Annotated in this window: 18 protein-coding genes; 16 read left to right on the plus strand and 2 right to left on the minus strand. The window is 68.7% G+C overall.

Annotation, left to right across the window (positions count from 1 at the left end):
- Positions 1-6: 6 nt before the first annotated feature.
- The 16 genes from IS481_RS04975 to IS481_RS05050 all read left to right on the plus strand — a co-directional run bounded on the left by IS481_RS04975 (position 7) and on the right by IS481_RS05050 (position 16,901).
- Positions 7-1,662: a ShlB/FhaC/HecB family hemolysin secretion/activation protein gene (locus IS481_RS04975; protein WP_165908714.1), complete on the plus strand. Its 1,656-nt coding sequence runs from the start codon at positions 7-9 to the stop codon at positions 1,660-1,662.
- Between the two features lie 17 nt (positions 1,663-1,679).
- Entirely contained in the window at positions 1,680-2,096 is a 417-nt protein-coding gene (locus IS481_RS04980; protein ID WP_104356141.1) for a gamma-butyrobetaine hydroxylase family protein, read from the plus strand.
- 109 nt (positions 2,097-2,205) lie between these two features.
- Positions 2,206-2,937, plus strand: coding sequence for a bifunctional demethylmenaquinone methyltransferase/2-methoxy-6-polyprenyl-1,4-benzoquinol methylase UbiE (gene ubiE, locus IS481_RS04985; protein ID WP_104356142.1), 732 nt, complete (start codon positions 2,206-2,208; stop codon positions 2,935-2,937).
- A 68-nt stretch (positions 2,938-3,005) separates the two neighbouring features.
- Entirely contained in the window at positions 3,006-3,893 is an 888-nt protein-coding gene (locus IS481_RS04990; RefSeq protein WP_194963340.1) for a TIM44-like domain-containing protein, read from the plus strand.
- Positions 3,894-4,235: 342 nt separating this feature from the next.
- Positions 4,236-5,192 carry an EpsD family peptidyl-prolyl cis-trans isomerase gene (locus IS481_RS04995; protein ID WP_104356207.1) on the plus strand — a complete coding sequence of 319 codons (957 nt, stop codon included), beginning with the start codon at positions 4,236-4,238 and terminating at the stop codon, positions 5,190-5,192.
- Positions 5,193-6,011, plus strand: coding sequence for a polysaccharide export protein EpsE (gene epsE, locus IS481_RS05000; protein WP_104356143.1), 819 nt, complete (start codon positions 5,193-5,195; stop codon positions 6,009-6,011).
- Between the two features lie 12 nt (positions 6,012-6,023).
- Complete coding sequence (gene epsF / locus IS481_RS05005; protein ID WP_104356144.1) at positions 6,024-7,448, plus strand: chain length determinant protein EpsF; 1,425 nt, start codon at positions 6,024-6,026, stop codon at positions 7,446-7,448.
- The gene (locus IS481_RS05010) at positions 7,448-8,365 is read left to right on the plus strand and encodes a polysaccharide biosynthesis tyrosine autokinase (protein ID WP_104356145.1); all 918 of its coding nucleotides are present in this window, start codon (positions 7,448-7,450) and stop codon (positions 8,363-8,365) included. The genes epsF and IS481_RS05010 overlap by 1 nt, the downstream gene beginning before the upstream one ends.
- A 2-nt stretch (positions 8,366-8,367) precedes the next feature.
- Positions 8,368-9,252, plus strand: coding sequence for an exosortase B (gene xrtB / locus IS481_RS05015; RefSeq protein WP_104356146.1), 885 nt, complete (start codon positions 8,368-8,370; stop codon positions 9,250-9,252).
- Positions 9,249-9,932: an exosortase-associated protein EpsI, B-type gene (gene epsI / locus IS481_RS05020; protein ID WP_104356147.1), complete on the plus strand. Its 684-nt coding sequence runs from the start codon at positions 9,249-9,251 to the stop codon at positions 9,930-9,932. Before xrtB ends, epsI begins: the two co-directional genes overlap by 4 nt.
- 58 nt (positions 9,933-9,990) lie before the next feature.
- Positions 9,991-11,112 carry a GDP-mannose 4,6-dehydratase gene (gene gmd, locus IS481_RS05025; protein WP_104356208.1) on the plus strand — a complete coding sequence of 374 codons (1,122 nt, stop codon included), beginning with the start codon at positions 9,991-9,993 and terminating at the stop codon, positions 11,110-11,112.
- Positions 11,109-12,116, plus strand: a complete 1,008-nt coding sequence (locus tag IS481_RS05030; protein ID WP_104356148.1) for a beta-1,6-N-acetylglucosaminyltransferase — start codon at positions 11,109-11,111, stop codon at positions 12,114-12,116. The genes gmd and IS481_RS05030 overlap by 4 nt, the downstream gene beginning before the upstream one ends.
- A 33-nt stretch (positions 12,117-12,149) precedes the next feature.
- Positions 12,150-13,115, plus strand: a complete 966-nt coding sequence (locus IS481_RS05035; RefSeq protein ID WP_104356149.1) for a GDP-L-fucose synthase family protein — start codon at positions 12,150-12,152, stop codon at positions 13,113-13,115.
- A 74-nt stretch (positions 13,116-13,189) separates the two neighbouring features.
- Positions 13,190-14,362 (plus strand): glycosyltransferase family 4 protein, encoded by a 1,173-nt coding sequence (locus IS481_RS05040; RefSeq protein ID WP_165908715.1) that lies wholly within the window; start codon positions 13,190-13,192, stop codon positions 14,360-14,362.
- Positions 14,359-15,222 carry a glycosyltransferase gene (locus IS481_RS05045; RefSeq protein ID WP_165908716.1) on the plus strand — a complete coding sequence of 288 codons (864 nt, stop codon included), beginning with the start codon at positions 14,359-14,361 and terminating at the stop codon, positions 15,220-15,222. The genes IS481_RS05040 and IS481_RS05045 overlap by 4 nt, the downstream gene beginning before the upstream one ends.
- Positions 15,223-15,476: 254 nt before the next feature.
- A complete protein-coding gene (locus IS481_RS05050; RefSeq protein WP_170067432.1) occupies positions 15,477-16,901 on the plus strand; it encodes an MOP flippase family protein in 1,425 nt (474 codons plus the stop codon).
- Positions 16,902-16,976: 75 nt separating this feature from the next.
- On the opposite strand, the gene IS481_RS05055 is transcribed toward IS481_RS05050, so the two are convergent.
- Together IS481_RS05055 and IS481_RS05060 are read right to left on the minus strand one after the other, a co-directional pair.
- The gene (locus IS481_RS05055) at positions 16,977-19,388 is read right to left on the minus strand and encodes a carbohydrate binding domain-containing protein (protein ID WP_170141375.1); all 2,412 of its coding nucleotides are present in this window, start codon (positions 19,386-19,388) and stop codon (positions 16,977-16,979) included.
- 410 nt (positions 19,389-19,798) lie between these two features.
- Positions 19,799-21,526: a glycosyl hydrolase gene (locus tag IS481_RS05060; protein WP_146079507.1), complete on the minus strand. Its 1,728-nt coding sequence runs from the start codon at positions 21,524-21,526 to the stop codon at positions 19,799-19,801.
- Positions 21,527-21,867 lie beyond the last annotated feature (341 nt).

A 21,867-nucleotide genomic window follows, 5' to 3' on the forward strand; every position in this document is an offset into this window, starting at 1 on the left:
GCCTTGATGAAGCCGTATTTCCAGTCTCCCCGGGTGCCGCGGCCCCGTGCGCTGCCGTGCGCCGTGCTGGCGCTGGCAGCCGCCTGCAGCGCTGTCCGGGCCCAGCAGGCACCGGCGCCGATGCCGCCGCAGCCGCCCCAGGCCGTGTTCCCGATCAAGGGGTTCGCGATCAACGGGGAGAACCCGCTGGGCAGCGGCGAGACCAGCGCGATCCTGGCGCCGTTCCTGCGCGCCGATGCGACGCTGGACGTGCTGCAGCGCGCCACCGCCGCGCTCGAGAAGGCCCTGCACGACCGCGGGTACTCGCTGTACCGCGTGGTGCTGCCGCCGCAGCCGCTCGCCGACACGATCACGCTCAACATCGTCCGCTTCACGCTGGCCAAGGTCCAGCTGCAGGGCAACGGCACGCATTTCGACGACGACAACGTGCGTGCCGCGCTGCCCGAGCTGCGCGAGGGCACCTCGCCGAACCTGCGCCGCTTGGCGCGCGAGACCGCCGTGGCCAACGAGAACCCCTCGCGCCAGCTGGTCGTCGCGCTGCGGCAGTCCGAGGCGGAGGACAGCATCGACGCGACGGTGCGCATCACCGAACAGGCGCCCTGGTCGTTCGGGGTGGGCTGGAACAACCACGGCACCTCCGAGACCGGCCGCGACCGCTTCACCGTCAGCGGCAGCTACAACAACCTGTTCAACCGCGACCACGTGCTGGGCATGGCCTACACCACCTCGCTGCAGCACCCCTCGCGCGTCAAGCAGGTCGGCCTGACCTACCGTGCCCCGCTGTACCGCTGGGGCGGGGTGGCGTTCGCCAGCTACGTCGATTCGGACGTCACCGGCACCTTCGGGCTGGACGCCACCAACACGCAGTACGACACCTTCCGCAGCACGGCCGCGGGCCACGTCTTCAAGCTGGGCTATTCGTACTACTTCGTGCCCGATGGCGGCTACCGCTCCTACCTGACCCTGGCCTGGGAAGACAAGGTCTACAAGGCCACCGAGATCGAGGGGGTCGCCACCGACCAGCGCGACCGGCGTTCGCGCCCGCTGTCGATCGCCTATGTCGGGCGCATCGAGGCCGAACGCCAGCTGCTGACCTACAGCGCCGAGCTGGCGGCCAACCTGGGTGGCGGCAGCGGCAACACGCTGTCCGCGTATCGCACGGAAAACGACCAGATCGACACGATCCACTGGAAGGCCCTGCGCGGCAGCGCGACCTTCTTCCGCGCGATGGCCTCGGGCTGGCAGTTCCTGGCCCGCGGGCAGGCGCAGTGGAGCCCGGACCTGCTGCTGGCCGGCGAGGCCTTCGGCCTGGGCGGCGTCGGCTCCATCCGCGGCGTGCCCGACCGGGTGCTGTACGGCGACTCCGGCGCCTCGCTCACGCTCGAGGGCATCACGCCGGCGTGGATCGCCGGCCTGCGCGGGCTGGCCTTCGTCGATGCCGGCCTGATCCGCAGCGACCTGGCCGATCTGCCGACGCGCCGCCGCAAGGACCGCCTGGCCAGCGTGGGGCTGGGCCTGCGCTACGAACACCCCAGAGGCCTGCACGTCAGTGCGGAATACGGCTACGTGGTCAGCGGCAGCCGGGCGGATCCGGATGAAAATCCGTCCGTTCCGGAGAAAGGCGACGACAAGCTGCACGTCAACCTTTCGCTCGTTTTCTGATGCCCACGAAGCTTTCCATGGCCGGCCTGCAACCCGACACCCCGACGCCCACCGCCATCACCGTGCACCAGCAGTCACGACAGCTGGAAGTGCAGTTCAGCGACGGGGCCTCCTTCCGCATCCCGTTCGAGCTGATGCGGGTGTATTCGCCCTCGGCCGAGGTCCAGGGCCACGGGCCCGGCCAGGAGGTGCTGCAGACCGGCAAGCGTGACGTCGGCATCGTCGCGCTGGAGCCGGTCGGCAACTACGCGGTGCAGCCGACCTTCAGCGACGGCCACGACTCCGGCATCTACACCTGGGAGTACCTCTACCGCCTCGGCGCCGAGCAGGACCGCCTGTGGCGGGAGTACCTCGAGCGCCTCGAGGCCGCCGGCCTCGACCGCGACGCGCCGATGCCGCCGGCTGCCGGCCCGGCGTGCGGCCATGCTCACTAGGGCGCGCTGTCGGTTTTTCGCCTCACATCCGCTTCGCACGCGTGCCATGTCCCGCACCTGTGCGGGGTTGTGAGGGCGCACGGACATCCCCTCCACGTACGATCACGCCATGAGTACCACCCATTTCGGTTTCCAGACCGTCGAAGAATCAGAAAAGGCCCGCCGCGTGCGTGGGGTGTTCGATTCCGTCGCCTCGCGCTACGACCTGATGAACGACCTGATGTCGGCCGGCCTGCACCGGGCCTGGAAGGCCTACACGGTGGCCGTCTCCGGCGTGCGCGAGGGACACCGCGTGCTGGACATCGCTGCCGGCACCGGCGACCTGACCCGCGCCTTCGCACGCCGCGTCGGCGCGAACGGCTGCGTGGTCCACACCGACATCAACGAGAACATGCTGCGCGTCGGGCGCGACCGCATGCTCGACGAGGGCCTGGTGCTGCCGACGGCCATCTGCGACGCCGAGACGCTGCCGTTCCCGTCCAACAGCTTCGACATCGTCAGCGTGGCCTTCGGCCTGCGCAACATGACGCACAAGGACCGCGCCCTGGCCGAGATGTGCCGCGTGCTCAAGCCGGGCGGCAAGCTGCTGGTGCTGGAGTTCTCCAAGGTCGTCAAGCCGCTCGAGAAGGCCTACGACTGGTATTCGTTCAACGTGCTGCCGCGCCTGGGGCAATGGATCGCGGGCGACGCCCAGAGCTACCGCTACCTGGCCGAGTCGATCCGCATGCACCCGGACCAGCAGGAGCTCAAGCGCATGATGAAGGCCGCGGGCTTCGGCCACGTCGACGTGCACAACCTGACCGGCGGCGTGGTGGCGCTGCACGTCGGCATCAAGTGTTGATCGAGTCCGCCCGGGGCGGGGCCGGGCGCCCTCCGTCCCGTTCGTCGCTGTAGTCTGCAGGTCCTGTCATGATCACCTCCAAGCTTGCCGCCTTCTGCCTGGCCGCCCTGATGGCCCTGGCGTCGGCGGTGCAGGCCCGGCCGGCGGCCGGCCAGGAAACCGATGCGGCCGGTGTGGTGCGCGAGGCGGAGGTGCAGCGCCAGGACGTGCAGGCCCTGCCGCCCCTGGCACGCACGGTCGACGGCGAGCCCGGCATGGTCGCAGGGCTGGCGACCGGGCTGGGGGTGGCCGGATGGCTGCACGGCTTCGGCGTCGGCCCGCAGGCGGCCGGCTGGTTCTCGATGGCGCTGGGGGCCGTGCTGCTGCTGTCGCTGGCCTGGGGCGTGTGGCGCTACGTGCGGCGCCCGGCACTGCGCGCCGCGTCGTTGTCGTTCCCGTCGGCGGGGACCGGGACGGCCCGCACCTCCTCGTTTGCCTCGAGCCATTACGAGCCGGCGACGCTGGCACCGGAATCGACCGTGCACTACGGCCCCGAAAGCGTCGCCGACGTGGCCGGACAGACCGGCGAGTTCCGCTGGGGCGTGCCCGAGGGCTTCGACACCGATGCGTTCCTGCGCACGGCAAAGCGTAACTTTGTGCTGTTGCAGGAGGCCTGGGACCACGCCGACCTCGAGACGCTGCGTTCGCTGATGACCGACGAGATGCTGGCGCACATCCGCCAGCAGCTCGCCGAGCGGGGCGACCAGCCCAACCGCACCGACGTGGTGACGCTGAGCGCCGAGATGCTCGGCGTCGAGGACGTCGGCGCGGGCTACATCGCCAGCGTGGAGTTCTCCGGCATGATCCGCGAGGAGATCTCCGCCGGCGCTTCCCCTTTTCGCGAGATCTGGAATCTCACCCGGCCGAAGGACGGTTCTACCGGCTGGCTGCTGGCGGGCGTGCAGGCGCTCGACTGAGCGCGCGGCGACCGCTTCACGACGACCTGCAACGGGTCGTCGCGGCAGGCGTGATTCGTGCCTGCCATGTGCGCATGGGTCTCAAGATCTAAGCCTTCTGCCGCGCGCAGTCTGAGACTTTTTGTTTCTGCAAGGCCCCTTAACCAGGGGTTACTTTGCCGCCTACCCCCACCAGTACACTGGACTTCAACTTTGCAGCACCGATGGTGCGCACGCGGAGTTGTCCATACGCGCAACAGCCCAGTACATGCCCGGTGGCGCCGGGCCGGCAAGGCGTCCTCGAGACGCAAAGGGAGCAGTCCAAGAATGAATACGACATGCCGTACTACTGCGTTGGTCACGATGCGCCGTGCTGCCGTGGCAGCCGCCGTGATCTCCGCGCTGTTGGCCGCCGGGTGTGGCGAGCGTGGCAGCGACAAGCCCGCGAGCCAGGTGGCGGCGAAGGTCAATAAGGGCGAGATCTCCGTCCACCAGATCAACTTCGTCCTGCAGCGCCAGCACGGCCTCAAGCAGGAGCAGGCCGAAGCCGCAAGCAAGGCGGTGCTGGAGAAGCTGATCGACCAGGAGCTCGCCGTGCAGCGGGCCGCCGAGATGAAGCTCGATCGCGACCCGCGCGTCGTGCAGGCCCTGGAGGCCGCGCGGCGCGAGATCCTCGCGCGCTTCTACCTGGAGAAGGTGGCCGAGGCGGCGGCAAAGCCCACGCCCGAGGAGATCAAGGCCTACTACGACAACAAGCCGGCGCTGTTCCGCGAGCGGCGCGTCTACAACCTCCAGGAGGTGGCGATCAAGGCCGAGCCGGACCGCCTGCCCGAGATCGAGCAGCGGCTCAAGGCCGCGACGTCCAGCGCCGAGTTCCTCGAGTACCTGAAGGCCAGCGGCATCGACTTTGCCGTCAATCAGGCCGCGCGTGCGGCCGAGCAGCTGCCGCTGGGCCTGCTGGATGCGTTCCACGAGCTCAAGGACGGCCAGGCGCTGATGGTGCCGTCCCCCTCCGGCGCGCAGGCCATCTTCGTGCTGGCCTCGCGCGAGATGCCGGTCGACGAGGTGCGCGCGCGTCCGGCGATCGAGCAGTTCATCCTCAACGAACGCAAGCGCAAGCTGATCGAGGAGGACATGAAGGCGCTGCGCGCCAGCGCGCAGATCGAGTACCTCGGCAAGTTCGCCGATGCAGGCGCGGCAGGCGGGGCCGCCGCAGCGGCGCCTGCGGCACCCACGGCGACCGATGCCTCCCGGGTGACCACCACCGACGCCGACGACGATGCGGCGGCCATCAACAAGGGACTGTCGGGGATCAAGTAAATGACCACCACGCTGTTTCTGTTTCGTCGATGGATGGCGGCCGTGCTGCTGCTGGTGATGGCCGGCAGCGCGGCGGCCCAGCCGGCCAACACGCGCGAGTACGTGCTGGGGCCCGGCGACGTGATCCGCATCACCGTGTTCCAGAGCCCGGACCTGTCGCTGGAGACCCGCGTCTCCGAATCGGGAACCATCACCTATCCGCTGCTCGGCCAGGTGCAGGTGGGCGGCATCACGGTGGTCCAGGCCGAGAAACGCATTGCCGACGGCCTGCGCTCGGGCAACTACGTCAAGCAGCCACAGGTCTCCATCATGGTGGTGCAGGTGCGCGGCAACCAGGCATCGGTGCTCGGGCAGGTGAACCGCCCCGGCAAGTACCCGCTGGAGCTGGCCAACACACGGCTCACGGACCTGATCGCGATGGCCGGCGGGGTGGCGCCCGCGGGAGCGGACGTGGTCGTCGTCACCGGCACGCGCAACGGCAAGCCCTTCCGCAAGGAGGTGAACCTGCCCAGCATCTTCATGGAGGGCCGGACCGACGACGACATGGTCATGGAGAACGGCGACGTGGTCTACGTCGACCGCATGCCCACCATCTACATCTACGGCGAGGTGCAGCGTCCGGGCGCGATCCGGCTGGAGCGCGACATGACCGTGATGCAGGCGCTGGCCACGGGCGGCGGGCTCACCCAGCGGGGCACCGAGCGCGGCCTGCGGGTGCACCGGCGCGGTCCTGACGGCAAGGTGCAGGTGATCCAGCCGTCGATGGAGGACAAGCTCCGCGACGGCGACGTGGTCTACGTGCGCGAGAGCCTGTTCTAGCAAGGAGTCGTCATGACGCTCGGTCAATTCTTCTCCATCCTGCTGGCACGGTGGAAGGTGGCGCTCGCGGTGCTCGTGCTGGCGATCGGCGCGGCCGTGGCCATCAGCCTGCTGTTGCCCAAGCAGTACCGCGCGACGTCCACCGTGGTGGTCGACGTGCGCTCTCCCGACCCGGTGGCCGGCATGGTGCTGCCCGGCGCCCAGGGCTACCTGCTCACCCAGCTGGAGATCATCCGCAGCGAGCGGGTGGCCCTGCGCGTGGTGCGCAACCTCAAGCTCGCCGACAACCCGCAGACCCGCGAGCAGTGGCGCGAGTCCACCGGCGGCAGCGTGGACATCGAGTCCTGGCTGGCCAAGGCGCTGTTGCGCAACCTCGAGGTCAAGCCGTCAGGCGACTCGCAGGTGCTGGCGGTGAGCTACACCTCGGTCGACCCCCGGTTCTCGGCGCTGATCGCGAACGCCTTCGTGCAGGGCTACATCGACACCCAGGTCGACCTGCGCAAGGAACCGGCCAAGCAGTACGCCTCCTTCTTCGACGAGCGTGCCCGCGAGCTGCGTGAACGGCTCGAGGCTGCGCAGGCGCGCCTGTCCGAATACCAGAAGCAGCATGGCCTGGTGGCCACCGACGAACGGCTCGACATCGAGAACGCGCGCCTGCAGGAACTGTCCTCCCAGCTGGTGGCGATCCAGGCGGTCACGGCCGAATCGAGCAGCCGGCAGAGCCAGGCCGGTGCGGCGGCCGACCGCATGCAGGAGGTGCTGCTCAACCCGCTGATCTCCAGCCTCAAGGGCGACCTCAACCGCCAGGAGGCCCGCCTGCAGGAACTGAACGCGCGCTACGGCAGCAACCACCCGCAGGTGATCGAGGCCCAGGCCAGCATCGCCGCCTTGCGCGAGCGCATCGCGGCCGAGACGCGGCGCGTCACCAGCGGCGTGAGCGTGAGCAACACCATCAACCGCCAGCGCGAGGCCGAGATCAAGGCGGCGCTGGAGGCGCAGCGCGAGCGGCTGCTGAAGATGCGCGAGCAGCGCGACCAGGCGGCGGTGCTGGTCAACGACGTGGCCAACGCCCAGCGGGCCTACGATGCGGTGCTGGCGCGGCTGAACCAGACCAACCTGGAAAGTCACGCCACGCTGACCAATGCATCGATGTTGAGTCCGGCGGTCCCGCCGACGGACCCGTCCTCGCCCAACCTGATCCTCAACGTCCTGCTGGCGACCAGCGTGGGGCTGGTGCTGGCGGTGGCCGCGAGCGTCCTGCTGGAGCTGCTGGACCGCCGGGTGCGCACCTTCGCCGACGTCGTGCAGCTGCTGGGCCTGCCGGTGCTGGGCGTGATGCCCAAGCCGGTGCGCCGCGGCATGCTGTCCGGTCGCCGTGACCGGCCGCTGATCGCGCGGCGCGTGCTGGGGCAGCTCCCGCGCCCGAAGGGGGTCTGATGGCCATCTTCCGTGAAGCCAGTGCGGCACCGCACCTGCATCCGGTGCCGAACGACGTGGAGGACATCAAGCCGGCGGCCATCCACGACCGACCCATTGGCGACATCATCCGGCGCAGGAAGAAGCTGTCGGCGGAACAGGTCGACCAGATCCTGCAGTTCCAGCGCGAGAAGGGACTGCGCTTCGGCGAGGCGGCGGTCGCGCTGGGGCTGGCCACGGACGACGACGTCCTGTTTGCGCTGTCGCAGCAGTTCCACTACCCGTACGCGCCGGACCCGCGGCGCGAGATGCGCTCCGAGCTGGTCACGGCGACGCAGCCGTTCTCGCACCAGGCTGAAGCCTTCCGGGCCATCCGCAGCCAGCTGATGATGCGGCTGTTCACCGCGGAAGAGCCGCGCCGCGCGCTGGCGGTCGTCAGTCCCGACCCGGGCGACGGCAAGACCTTCTTCGCCGCCAACCTTGCGGTGGTGCTGTCGCAGCTGGGCGGGCGCACGCTGCTGGTCGACTGCGACATGCGGGGACCGAGACAGCACGAGGTGTTCGAGCTGGACGCCAGCTCGGGGCTGTCGGGCATCCTGTCCGGCCGCGCCGAGACCAATGTCATCAAGCAGATCCCGGCACTGCCCAGCCTCTACGTGCTGCCGGTCGGGATCACGCCACCCAACCCGCTGGAGCTGGTGGAGCGACCGGCCTTCGGGCTGCTGATGCGCGAGCTGCTCAACAAGTTCGACCATGTGGTAGTCGACACGCCGGCTGCGGCCTACGGCTCGGATGCCAGCGTCATTGCCGCCCGTTGCGGTGCCGCCCTGGTGGTGGCGCGGCAGGGCCGCTCGCGCGTGGATCGCCTGCAGGACCTGGTCGGTACCCTGACGGGCAGCCCGGCGAAGCTGGCCGGCGTGATCATGAACGAGTACTGACGATGCAGACCGCCATGCCCATCGCCGACACCCGCCGGCCGTGGCTCATGACCGCCGTTCCGCTGGTCGCGGGGTTGCTGCTGATGTACACGCCGACGGTGCTGGAGCTGTGGCGCACCATCTGGCAGAGCGAGGAACAGGGCCACGGGCCGCTGATCCTGGCGGTGTCGCTGTGGCTGTTCTGGCAGAAGCGCGAGGAGTTCGCGGCCGTCGCGCAGGACGGGGGCAGGACGGCGCTCGGCTGGGTGGTGCTGGCCTTCGGGCTGCTGCTCTACGTGTTCGGGCGTTCGCAGGACATCATCCTGTTCGAGGTCGGCTCCCAGATCCCGCTGCTGGCCGGCGCCTGCGCGGTGCTGTTCGGCTGGCGCGCGGTGCGCGTCGTCGCGTTTCCCATCCTGTTCCTCGTGTTCATGGCGCCGCTGCCGGCGGCCATCATCGATTCGATGACCGGGCCGCTGAAGCGCTCGGTGTCGGTGGTGGCCGAGGTCGTGCTGTACGAGCTTGGCTACCCGATCGCGCGCAGCGGGGTGGTGCTGCAGATCGGACAGTACCAGCTGCTGGTGGCGGACGCATGCTCCGGCCTCAACAGCATGTTCAGCCTGTCCGCGGTCGGCCTGCTGTACCTGTACCTGATGGGGCATGCCAGCCGCTGGCGCAACGCGCTGATCGTGCTGAGCATCCTGCCGATTGCCTTCGTGGCGAATGCCCTGCGCGTGATGATCCTGGTGCTGGTGACCTACCACTTCGGCGACGAGGCCGGGCAGGGCTTCATCCACGGCACCGCCGGCATGGTGCTGTTCGTCATTGCGCTGGCGCTGCTGTTCGCGTTCGACAGCGTGCTGGGCCTGTTCGACCGGCGCGGCGGCCAGCGGAAGGGGGCGGCATGATCCGGCTGCGCGTCTGGATCGTGGCCGGTCTGATGTGCCTGGCATCGGCCATGGCGGTGGTGGCGCGCCCGTCGATCCGCATGGCCGACCAGGGCCCCGCGATCGACCTGGAAACCGTGTTCCCGCGCCAGTTCGGCGACTGGCGCATCGACGAGCGGGTACCGGTGGTCGTGCCGTCACCGGACGTGCAGGCGCAACTGGACAAGATCTACAGCCAGGTGCTGGCTCGCACCTACGTCAACAGCCGGGGCGAGCGCGTGATGCTGTCGGTGGCCTATGGCGGCGACCAGTCCGACAGCATGCAGGTGCACCGGCCGGAGGTCTGCTACCCGGCGCAGGGCTTCCAGGTGCTGTCGGTGCAGCGCGACGCCCTGTCCGGCGTGGCGGGGCGCGACATCCCGGTGCAGAAGGTCCATACCCGGCTGGGCAGCCGCAACGAGCCGGTGATGTACTGGGTGGTGGTCGGCGAGCGGGTGGTGGGCACCAACACCGAGCAGAAGCTGGCCCAGCTCAGCTACGGCCTGCGCGGCCGGATTCCGGACGGCATGCTGGTGCGCGTCTCCAGCATCCATCCGGACAACCAGGCCGCCTACGCCGCGCAGGAGAGGTTCCTGCGCGAGATCGCGCAATCGATTGCGCCGCAGTACCAGTCGCGCGTGTTCGGCTCCACCGACCTCTGACGGTGCACCCCGGGCACGCTTTCCGCAACGCTGGAGGGACTCGACCGAGATGACCCAGATGCCCCGGAAGAAAATCGCTCTCATCACCGGCGTCACCGGCCAGGACGGTGCCTACCTCTCGGAGTTCCTGCTCAAGAAGGGGTACGAGGTGCACGGCATCAAGCGCCGCACGTCGCTGTTCAACACCGACCGCATCGACCACCTCTACCAGGATCCGCATGTCGACAACCGCGACTTCATCCTGCATTACGGCGACCTGACCGACTCGACCAGCCTGATCCGCGTGGTGCAGAAGGTCCAGCCCGACGAGATCTACAACCTCGCGGCGCAAAGCCACGTGGCCGTGTCCTTCGAGGAGCCCGAGTACACCGCCAATGCCGACGGGCTGGGGGCGCTGCGCCTGCTCGAGGCGATCCGCATCCTGGGGCTGGAGAAGAAGACCCGCTTCTACCAGGCCAGCACCAGCGAGCTGTACGGCCTTGTCCAGGAGGTGCCGCAGAAGGAGAGCACGCCCTTCTATCCGCGCAGCCCCTACGCGGTGGCCAAGCTCTATGCCTACTGGATCACGGTGAACTACCGCGAGGCCTACGGCATGTATGCCTGCAACGGGGTGCTGTTCAACCACGAGAGCCCGGTGCGCGGCGAGACTTTCGTGACACGCAAGATCACGCGGGCCCTGGCGCGCATCGCGCTGGGCCTGCAGGATTGCCTCTACCTGGGCAACCTGGGCGCGCTGCGTGACTGGGGCCATGCGCGCGACTATGTCGAGATGCAGTGGATGATGCTGCAGCAGGAGCAGCCCGAGGACTTCGTCATTGCCACAGGCCACCAGTACAGCGTGCGCCAGTTCGTCGAGCGGGCCGCCGCCGAGCTCGGCATCACGGTGGTGTTCGAAGGCGAGGGAGAACGCGAGGTGGGCATCGTCGCCAAGGTCGAGGGCAAGCGGGCCCGCTGCAAGGTCGGCGAGGTGATCGTGCGCGTCGACCCGCGCTACTACCGGCCCACAGAAGTCCAGACCCTGCTGGGCGACCCCTCCAAGGCGAAGGAGAAGCTCGGCTGGATGCCGCGCACCAGCTTCGACGAACTGGTGCGCGAGATGGTCGAGTGCGACTACAACGCCGCGCGGCGTGACTCGATGGTCAAGATGGCCGGATTCCAGGCGTACGACTACCACGAATGAACGAACTGACGCATCGCTCCTTCGAGGCCCTGACGGGCCCGCACCGGGTCGAGGAGGCACCGCTGCGCGCGGTGGCTGGCGGGCCGGTCCCGGAGGTCGCCTACCTGATCCTCGCGCATACCGACCCGGCCCAGGTGGCCAGGCTGTGCCGGGCGATCGACGACCATGCCGACATCTACCTGCACATCGACGCCAAGTTCGACATCGGGCCGTTCCGGGACCAGGACCTGCCGCGCTGCGTGCACTTCGTGGAGCCGCGCGTGCGGGTGTCGTGGGGGGCGTATTCGCCGGTCGAGGCGACGCTGCGCGCGATGCGTGCCGCACTGGACAGCGGCCGGCCGTACCGGCACCTCATGATGCTGTCGGGGCTGGATTACCCGATCCGGCCCACCGCGGAGCTGCGCGCCCTGTTCGCGCAGCAGCCCCAGCACGAGTTCATCCGCTTCATCGACGCCTCGGTGCCGCCGCATTTCCGCATCTTCCACGAGTACTACTGGTTCATGGAGGAGATTCCCTGGCTGCCGTCCGGATGGCTGCAGACCAAGGTGCGGCGCGGCTTCGGCCGCCTGCTGCGGCAGGTGGTGAAGAAGCGGCGTCCCACCGGCATCGTGCCGGCCTGGGGCAGCGCGTTCTGGGCACTGACGCGCGAATGCTGCGAGTTCGTGATGGAGTACATCCAGCAACGCCCGGACGTGGTGCGCTGGATGCGCACCTCGTTTGCGCCTGACGAGCACTTCTTCCACACCATCGTCGCCAACTCGGACTTCCTGTTTCGCAGCGACGGCTTCGTGCCGTACCAGGCACCGTCGGTGCACCTGCTGTCCAACCTGCACCTGATCCCGCCGGGCTTGCGCAAGGTGCACACCGAGAGCGATTTCGAAGCCTTGCGCGCCTCGCAGAAGTTCTTCGTCCGCAAGGTGACGTCGCAGGCATCCGGTGCGCTGCTCGACCGCATCGACCGCGAGCTGCTGCGCCTGCACGAGCGTCGTCCCCTGGTCGCGTGAACGGATGCGCAGCTCACCGAGGATCCCATCGAGATGACCACTTCGACTGCCGTCGTCAACCGCTCCAGCAAGGTGTTCGTCGCCGGAGCCCGGGGCATGGTCGGTTCGGCCATCGTCCGGCGCCTGCGGGCGGCGGGCTACGACAACCTGCTGACCCCCGGCCGCGAGGAGCTGGACCTGCTCGATGCGCGTGCCGTGCACCAGTTCCTGCAGGCCGAGCGGCCGGACTACGTCTTCGTCGCAGCCGCCAGGGTGGGCGGCATCCTTGCCAACAACACCTATCGTGCGGACTTCCTCTACGAGAACCTGATGCTCGAGTGCAACCTGGTGCACGGGGCACACCAGGCCGGCGTGCAGCGGCTGATGTTCCTCGGGTCGAGCTGCATCTATCCGCGCGACTGCCCGCAGCCGATCCGAGAGGAGTACTTGCTGACCGGGCCGCTGGAGCCGACCAACGAGCCGTACGCGATCGCCAAGATCGCCGGCATCAAGCTGTGCGAGAGCTACAACCTCCAGCATGGTCGCCAGTACGTCAGCGTCATGCCGACCAACCTCTACGGGCCGAACGACAACTACGACCTGCACAACAGCCACGTGCTGCCGGCGTTGATCCGCAAGGCCCAGGAGGCCAAGGAGCGCGGCGACCGCACATTGCCGGTGTGGGGCAGCGGCCACCCGCGCCGGGAGTTCCTGTACGTCGACGACCTGGCCGATGCCTGCGTGTACCTGATGGAGCAGGGTTATGACGGCCCGCTGGTCAACATCGGCACCGGGCAGGACGTGACGATACGCGAACTGGCCGAGACCGTGATGCGGGTGGTCGGTTTCGAGGGGGAGATCACCTTCGATGCCTCCAAGCCTGACGGCACGCCGCGCAAGCTGCTCGATGTGTCGAGGCTGCACGGACTCGGATGGCAGGCCACCACGACGCTGGAAGAGGGGATACGCCGGAGCTGGACCGACTTCTGCCAGCGGCGCTCGGCGGGCCTGCTGCGCTGAGGCAGACGGCCGGCGCCGGTGAGGCCCGGGGCGCCGATCCTGGTGGTTGCGGTGTGTAGAGGGGAATGCGAGAAATGCCCAAGGAACTCCTGCTCGTGTCGCACGGCTTCCAGTCGCACTACGAACTGGGGGTCGCGAACGGGCTGACGGAAAACGGGGTGCCGGTGCGGCTGCTCGGCTCCGACACCACGCTGGTGGACAGGCTGCATCCCGGCGTGCGCTTCCAGAACCTGCGCGGATCGCAGGACGAGAAGCGTCCGCGATGGGGCAAGGCGCTCGGCCTGCTGCGCTATCACGTCAAGCTCGTTGCCCTGGCGCTGCTGCGCCCCCGGCACCCCATCATGATCATCGGCATGCTGCGGCCCGAGTGGATCGTCGGCCTGGTCGAATGCGCGCTGCTGCGCTGCACCGGCCGGCCCCTGTCGCTCACGGTGCACAACCTGCTGCCGCACGATCGCCACACCGCGGCGATGCGCCGCCTGTACTGGTGGATCTACCGCATCCCGAGCCGGTTGCTGGTGCACACGGAGAGCACGCGGCAGGGGCTGATCGAGCAGTTCGGCATCCGCCCCGAGAAGATCCTGCTGGTGCCGCACGGCCTCAACGACGCGGTGGCGCCGCTGGACTGCAGCAAGGCGCAGGCCAAGCGGCTGCTCGACCTGCCGGCCGATGCGCGCACCGTGCTGTTCTTCGGCCACGTGTCGCCCTTCAAGGGGGTCGAGTTGCTGATGGATGCCGTCGAACGCATGCCGGAGGTGACCCTGCTGATGGCCGGCCGCTGCACGCCCGACAGCTACGGCAACGCGATCCGTGCGCGCCTGGTGGCGTTGCGGCAGACCGGCCGGCTGCGCTGGTTCGACGGCTACGTCGACGAGGCCACGATCGCCCGGGTGTTCGCCGCTGCGGACCTGGTGGCGCTGCCGTACCGCCACATCGACCAGAGCGGCGTGCTGCTGCAGGCGCTTTCGCTCGGCGTCCCGGTGGCGGCTACCCGGGTCGGCGGATTCAATGAACTGGTGAATCCGGACAACGGCGTGTTCATCGAGGCCCTGACCGGCGAGGCGGTGGCCGATGCCGTGCGGCGCTACTTCGCGCGCGAGGCCCCGCTGGACGCCGAGACCGTGCGCGGCACCGTCAAGGCATATGCCTGGAAGCGCACGCTGGCACCGTACATCGAATGGCTGGGCCAGGTGCAACCGACGCTTGCGTTCGGCCCCGCCCGCCCCGACGGGCAGTCGGCACCATGAAAGTCAGCGTCTACCTCCCGACCAGGAACCGGCTCGAGCTGCTGCAGCGCGCGGTCCGGTCGGTGCTGGAGCAGAGCCACCAGGACTTCGAGCTCATCGTCGTCAACGACGCCTCGACCGACGGCACCAGGGCCTACCTCGACGCCCTGGCGGCGGCCGATGCGCGCGTCATCGTCGTCCACAACGAAACGCCGGGCGGGGCTCCCGCGGCACGCAACAAGGCCATCCTGCGGTCCACGGGCGACTTCGTCACGGGGCTGGACGACGACGACTACTTCCACCCGGAGCGACTGAAGTCGTTGCTGGCCTACTGGGACCTGCTGGGACGTACCGGAGAGCGCTTCTCCTGCCTGTACACGCAGGACGTCGTGATCGGTCGCGGCCCGGCGTTCACCACCCGCCGTGCCGGCTCGGTCAGCGTGGAGCAGATGTTCACCGCCAACCTGATCGGCAACCAGATCTTCGCGCCGCGGCAGACCTACATCGACGCGGGGCTGTTCGACGAGGAGATGCCGGCGTGGCAGGACCTCGACTTCTACGTGCGCGTGCTGATGACCCATGGCCCGGGACGGTTGCTCGACGCGGGCCTGTACTACTTCCTGGATGCGCCGCGCCCGGACCGCATCACCAAGGCCTCGCGCGAGAAGATCATGGCCGCTTACCTGCGCATGTCGGCCAAGTACGCGGACCAGCCGCCCGCCCTGCGGCAGCGGCTGTTCCTGCAGATGTTTTCCAGGGTGTACGGCTTGCGGCCCCGGCTGCGCGACGTGGCGCATTTCTTCAGCCTGGGGTTCGATCCGATGTCCTGGCTCAAGATGGTCGCGTTGCTGCTCGGGGTGCGCCGGCCCATGGGACGCTAGGGTGAGGCTCGACCGCTGGCACCATCAGGGAGGAACACGATGAACGACGAAGTGAGGGCGGGTCGCTGGCGCGGGCGTGCGCGCGATCGGCGGGCCACGCCCGTTGCGGCATGGCATCGCGCGAAAGCGCATGGGCGGATCACCACCGATGCCGGGGACGTGCCGCCCCGCATGCCGGGCCGGCCGGGGCCCCGGGCGGGGCGTGCCGCCGGCCAGCCGCGCAGGAGTGCCTTGCGGGCGGACGCGCTGTCCAGATGAGTGCACTGAGCAACGCACGCTGGCTGGGGCTGGCGCAGGCCGCGCGCATCGTCTTGCAGATCGGCGGCGTGCTGGTGATGTCGCGCCTGCTGAATCCGCGCGACTATGGCCTGGTGGCCATGTCCATGGTGGTCGTCAACCTGGCGGTCATCGTCCGCGACCTGGGCACGGTGCAGGCCGTGATCCAGAAGAAGGAGCTCGACGAGGAAACCAAGCACACGGCCTTCTGGTTCGCCTGCGTGATGGGTTCGGCCGTCGGGGCCGCGGTGATGCTGATCGCTCCCTGGCTGGCGGCCGGGTACCGCACCCCGGAGGTGGCCGGCATCCTGATGCTGCTGGCGCTGCCGTTCCCGATCGGTGCCTCGGCCAGCGTGCACCAGGCCCTGCTGGAGCGGCAACACCGCTTCGCGACGATTGCCCGCATCGAGGTCAGTTCGCAGGCGATCGGCCTGCTGGTGGGCATTGCCGCCGCGCTCAACGGCTTCGGCGCCTACAGCCTGGTGATGCAGGCGCTGGTGGCGCCCATCCTCGGCACCTTGCAGATGTGGCACGCCTCGCCGTGGCGACCCAGGTTCCGGTTCAGCCGGGAAGCGCTGCGCGGGCTGTGGGGCTTCAGCGGTTACCTGGTGGGTTTCCAGCTGATCAACTACTTCTCGCGCAACGCCGACAGCTTCATCATCGGCCGCATGCTCGGGCCGGCCAGCCTGGGGCCGTACACGCTGTCCTACCGGCTGATGCTGTTCCCGATGATGAACCTGACGCTGGTGGCCTCGCGTGCGTTGTTCCCGGTGATGAGCCGGCAGCAGGACGACCGGGAGGCGATGGGCCGGCTGTACCTGCGCGTGCTGTTCGTCATCGCCTGCATCACCGGGCCGCTGATGGCCGGGCTGTTCGTGCTGCGCGAGGAGTTCGTCGACACGGTGCTGGGCAGCAAGTGGCACGAGGTGGCCGGCATCGTGGCCTGGCTCGCGCCGGTGGGCTTCATCCAGTCGCTGGTGGCGACCACAGGCACCGTCTTCATGGCCACCGGCCGCACCCGCCTGATGTTCTTCCTGGGCCTGTACAGCGCGACGTTGATGGTGTCGTCGTTCGTGATCGGCGTGCACTGGGGGGTGCTGGGCGTGGCCCAGGCGTACTTCGTCGCCAACGTGCTGAACGCGTTGCCGTGCCTGCACATCGCGCTGCGCCAAGTCGGCCTGGGGCTGGCCGACCTCGCGAAGACCCTGGCGCGGCCGTTGGGGGTGACGGTGCTGATGGCGGTGGCGGTCGGGCTGGCCGGCGAGCCGCTGTCGTCGACGCTGCATTCGATGCTGTTGCGCCTGGTCGGCGGGGTGCTGGTCGGGGTGGCGGTCTATGCCGTGCTGACGTTCGTCCTGAACCGCACCGCGATCCAGGAACTCAGGCGTTTCGTCGCGCGGTAGCGCGGGCGGCGCTCGGCCACAGGCAAAGAAAAAGCCGCCCGAAGGCGGCTTCTTGCCGAAGGTGGTGCCACCACCTCAGGGCTTGAGCATCACGGGCTCGATGCCGATGGTCAGCTGCCGCGAGGAGGGGATCGCGGCTTCCGTGCCGGCGAGCGTGCGCATCTTGTAGACGCTCCAGCTCGACGGCAGGTTCACCACCGTGCCGGGGGTCGTGGACCACAGGATCACGTAGTTGTCGGCGCCGCGGTTCATGCGGAACACGTAGACCTTGTCGTTCACGCGGTAGCCGTCGACCATGCGGGCTCCCTTCATCCAGCTGACGACCTCCTTGTAGGCGATCGCCGCCGCGGTCGGGGTCTTGTAGTCGTTCTCGACGAGTCGGGACAGCGCCTCGGTGCGCTCCCAGAAGTAGTAGTTCTGGTTGCTCACGCCCTTGGCCCACATCATCAGCAGCGCACGGGCGGTGGTTCCCCGCTTCTGCTCCTGGGTCGGCACGAAGGTCGAGCAGGTGTAGGTCAGCGCGTCGCAGCCCGGGGCGCCTTCGGTGTTCCACAGCTCCTTGTTGCCCACGCCGTAGGTGGTCATCAGCTGGCGCACGTTCTCGATCGCCGGGCCCAGCTTCTCGGGCGAGGTGTCGAAGTACCAGTGGAAACCGATGATGTCCACGTGCTGGCCGCCGCCGGCAGCCAGGAAGTTGTTCAGCCACGGCATGCCCTGGCCGGCCGTCAGGCCAGGCGACACCAGCTTGTTGTTCGGGTCGGCCGCCTTCAGCTCTTCCTTCGCGATGCGCGCCATCTCGATCATCTCTTCCACCGTGCCGTTGAAGTGCGGCGGGTAGTCGGGCTCGTTCCACAGCTCCCAGTAGCGGATGCGACCGGCGTAGCGACGGGCCAGCGTGCGCACGTAGTCACGCCAGTCGGCCATGTTGGCCGGCGTGCCGCTTGCGCCCGGACCGTACAGGCCGCTGACGTTCGGCGTCTTGGAGGCCCACTGCGGCGTCTGGCCCAGCGTGTACAGGATCTCGGCCGACGGGTCGTGCTTCTTCACGTAGTCGACCAGCATGTCGAGGCGGCGGCCGGCCGTGCTGGTCGTGAAGTTCCACGCGCCGTTGGAGGGCTCCAGGTCGCGCCAGGTCGTGCCGGTGTTCCACAGGCGGACGATGCCGTGGCCGAGGCCCGGCCAGTTCTGGTGGACGCCGAACTTGTTGATGTGGATGCCGAACAGCGTGCTCGGGACGGGGTTGGTGTTCACCGGTGCCACCGGGTTCTCGATGACCTCGGAGATCGTCACGTCGTCGATCCACACGGTGGCGCCCATCGTCTTCGGCGCGATGCGCAGCGTGCCGCCGACGTCGGCCAGGTAGGTGCCGGTGATCTCGACCTTCTGCCAGGTCGGCGTCACGGCGACGGTCTTGCTCGCGAACGGATCCCACGGGTGGGCGTCGCGGCGCATGAAGACCTGCACGGTGGCGTTGACGCTGGACTTGATCCACACCGAGGCGCGGTACTTCTTGCCCTTCTTGAAGGCGAAGGGGTAGGTGAGGTGGACGTCGCCGTCACCGATGGCGTTGACCTGGTACATCTGCGAGGACGAACCGGAACGCACGTGCTCGGGGCGCGTTTCGCGCTGGACGATCCACCGCGGCATGGGGTTGCCCCAGTAGTTGACCCGCCAGCCGGGTGCGGTGGACGAATAGCTGCCTTCCAGGTCGGAGGTGGCGAGCGTGTTGACCTGGACCGCCGAGCCGCCCGATGCCGGCAGCGCGATGCCGCCCGCGGAGCTGCCGGAGCCGTTCGGCACTTCGCGCAGCGTCATGTTGTCCATGTAGACGTCGACGTTGGTCGAGCCCACGACCAAGCGGACCGAACCGCCGCCGCGCTGGGTGTAGACGCCTTCGACCTCGACGCGCTGCCAGCTGGTGGTCAGGTCGACCTTCTTGGCGCCGAACACCGTGTACGGCGGCAGGTCGTAGCGCATCTGGATGGTGGCGGAGGTCGGGGCGCTGGCCTTCAGGTAGACCGCCGCGCGGTAGGTCTTGCCGTTCTCGAAGCCGTAGCTGCGGATCAGGTGGGCGTCCGCGCCTGAGGCGCGCCGGGTGACACGGAAGCGCTGCGAGCTGGAGCCGGCGTAGACGTTCGCGGGCGTGGCTTCACGTGCGACGACGAACCCGACCTCACCCCAGTAGTTGACCGTCCAGCCGGGGGCCCGATCGGTGTAGGTGCCCTCGAAGTCGCTGCTGGCGACCAGGGTGGGATCGCTCGCGTCGCCCGCGGCCATCGCCGTCTCGATCCCGGCGCCTTCGGCAGGGCCCATGTCGGGCGTGCGGTCGACGGTGACGGGGCCCATCATCTCCGGGCTTTCCTCGGCAGGCACGTCGCCTGCTGCATCACCTGGGTAGGTTTCCGACAGCGCGAGGTCGTCGGACGCCGGTTCGAGGCTGGTTTGGGAGCCGCCGCCGTTGCCTCCACAGGCGGCGAGCGCGAGCACGGGCAAAAGCAGTGCCCAACGATGAAGGAACGAAGTCATTCTTGGTCCTGACAGTCTGGTTTGCACGTCGAAGCCAAGCCCGGGCGCGCCTGGGCGGCGCGCGGACACGAGTGTTCGAGCGAAGAAGCGGGGTGCAGCAAGCCACGGCACCGGCCGGGAGCCGGTGCGACGTCAGCGTCCGTGTAAGGCCCTTCCCCGCGTGTGGCGTTGTCAGACTGGGATCTGAGCGCTGGGCGCCATCAGCGATACCCGTCTATACGGGCATGCACGGGTCGGGCTTCACCCCCTAAATGCAACGCGGCTGCGTCAAAAGTAAGTAAAAGAAAGTCGTTGCCCTCGTCGTGTGATCAAATCCGCACCCGAAGGCGCGGATCCGCCGGTCTCTCTCCTGCACCTGACCGGCGTGGTTGCTACTCGATCAGCACCGGTGCCCCGGTAACAACTACACGCTGATCTGTCGAAATTTCACCGGTCGACCCATCCAGCCGCGCGATGCGGCGGGCCTGCCACGCCTCGGGCAGGCGCACCGTGACGGGCTCGGCGGCCGACCACAGGAACCGGAAGGTGCGTGCACCGCGCTCCATCCGGACCACGTGCACGCCCTGCGGCGTGCGATACCCGTCGACCATGCGGGCGTCCTTCAGCCAGCCGGCCGCGCGCAGGTAGGCGCGACCCGACTCCGTGTAGTGCTTGAAGTCGTTCGTCAGCATCTTCTCGCCCGGCAGGCGGCCTTCCCAGAAGTAGTAGGCGAAGCCGCTGACACCGCGTGACCACATGGTCAGCAGGGCGCGCAGGGTCAGGCCGCGCTGCTGTGCCAGCGTCGGATGCACCGGCTCGCCGTCCTGGTCCTTCGCAGGAAAGCCGAGCGCGCCCTCGGTGTTCCACAGCGGCTTGTGGTCCACGCCATGCGCGCGCATCACGCCGCGCACGTTGTCGATGAAGGCGGCGAGGCCCTCGGGATGGAACGAGTAGTACCAGTGGAAGCCGATGACGTCGACGTAGCGCCCGCCGCCAGCGGCCAGGAAGCGGTCGAGCCAGCGCAGTCCCTGGCTGGCGGTCAGCCCGGGCGAGACGATGGTGTTGCGCGGGTCCGCGGCCTTGAGCTCCTCGTGCGCGATGCGGGCCATCTCGACCATGGTCTCGACCGAGCCGAGGTAGAAGATGCGGTAGTCCGGTTCGTTCCACAGCTCCCAGTGGGTGATGCGACCGGCGTAGCGGCGCGCCAGCGTGCGCACGTAGTCGCGCCAGTCCTCGAGGTCGCGCGGCGGCGCGGCGTGACCTTCGCCGTACGGGCTGTGCGACTGTGGCGCGCTCGAGGCCCATTGCGGGGTCTGCCCCAGCACGTAGAGGATCCTGGTGGCCGGGCTGTGCTTGCGGATGTGGTCGACGTACAGGTCGAGGCGCCTGAAGCCCGTGTTGGAGAAATCCCAGCGATGCGGCTCGGGCTGCAGGTCCTTCCACATCGTGCGGGTGTCCCACAGGCGCACGAGGCCCGGGTCGAACTGCGGCCAGTTCATGTGCATGCCCAGCCGCATCAGGTGCAGGCCGAACATCTCCGGTGCAAAGGGCTGCTCGAGCACGGGACGGAAGTCCTGCGGCGGGCCCGGCTCCACGCGCACGTCGTCGATCCAGACGTCGACGCCGGTCTCGAGCGGCGCGATGCGCAGCGAACTGCCGCCTTCCGAGATCGGTCGGCCTTCGAGCTGCACCTGCTGCCACTGCGGGCCCACCTGCACCGTCGCGAGGGCATAGGGATCGTAAGGCGGTCCCTCGCGGCGCAGCATCACCTCCACGCGCGCCGGCCTGTCGGCACGCAGCTTCAGCGATGCGCGGTACAGCCGGCCGCGTTCGGGCGAGAAGGCGTAGGCCAGCTGGGCATCGCCCTGGGCGCGGTCGATGACGTGAAAGCGCTGCCCGCGGCCCGTGCCCTGCGGTGCCGTGCCGACCGTCTCGGCCCGGGTGCGGTCGCCATCGTCATGGGCGTAGCGTGCGTTGCCCCAGGCGTTCACCCGCCGGGCCAGCTGCGGTGCGGGCGGGCGAGGGGCGGCAGCGAGTTCCGCGGACGAGGCGGGCAGCGGGACCGCCGCATCTCCCGCGGGCCGGGAGCCCTCCTGCGCCGCAGCGAAGGACGCTGCCATGCCGCATGCGAGCACCGTGGCGGCCATCGCGAACACCCGGCGGCACTGGCGATGCAGCAGAAGCGGGGCAGGACACGGCGGGCGCGACACGGCGCAGGACCTCCTGGAACGGGGTTGAGGAAGTGGCTGCTCGATCCTCCGCGCCACGACGCTGGAGGGAACACCTTCGGAAAAAGTGAAGTCGGGTGAATCCTACCCGCGGGTGAGGGGGATGTTCTCGTTAAACATGAAACGCAGTGTGTGCTGCCCACCCGTCACTGGCGCGGAAAATGCTTCAATGGGGATCGGGACCGCCACGCTGCCTGCCATGCGGCCCCGCCAGGGAGGAAAACACATGAACA

The sequence above is a fragment of the Caldimonas thermodepolymerans genome (genome assembly GCF_015476235.1).
In the GTDB taxonomy this organism is placed as follows: domain Bacteria; phylum Pseudomonadota; class Gammaproteobacteria; order Burkholderiales; family Burkholderiaceae_C; genus Caldimonas; species Caldimonas thermodepolymerans.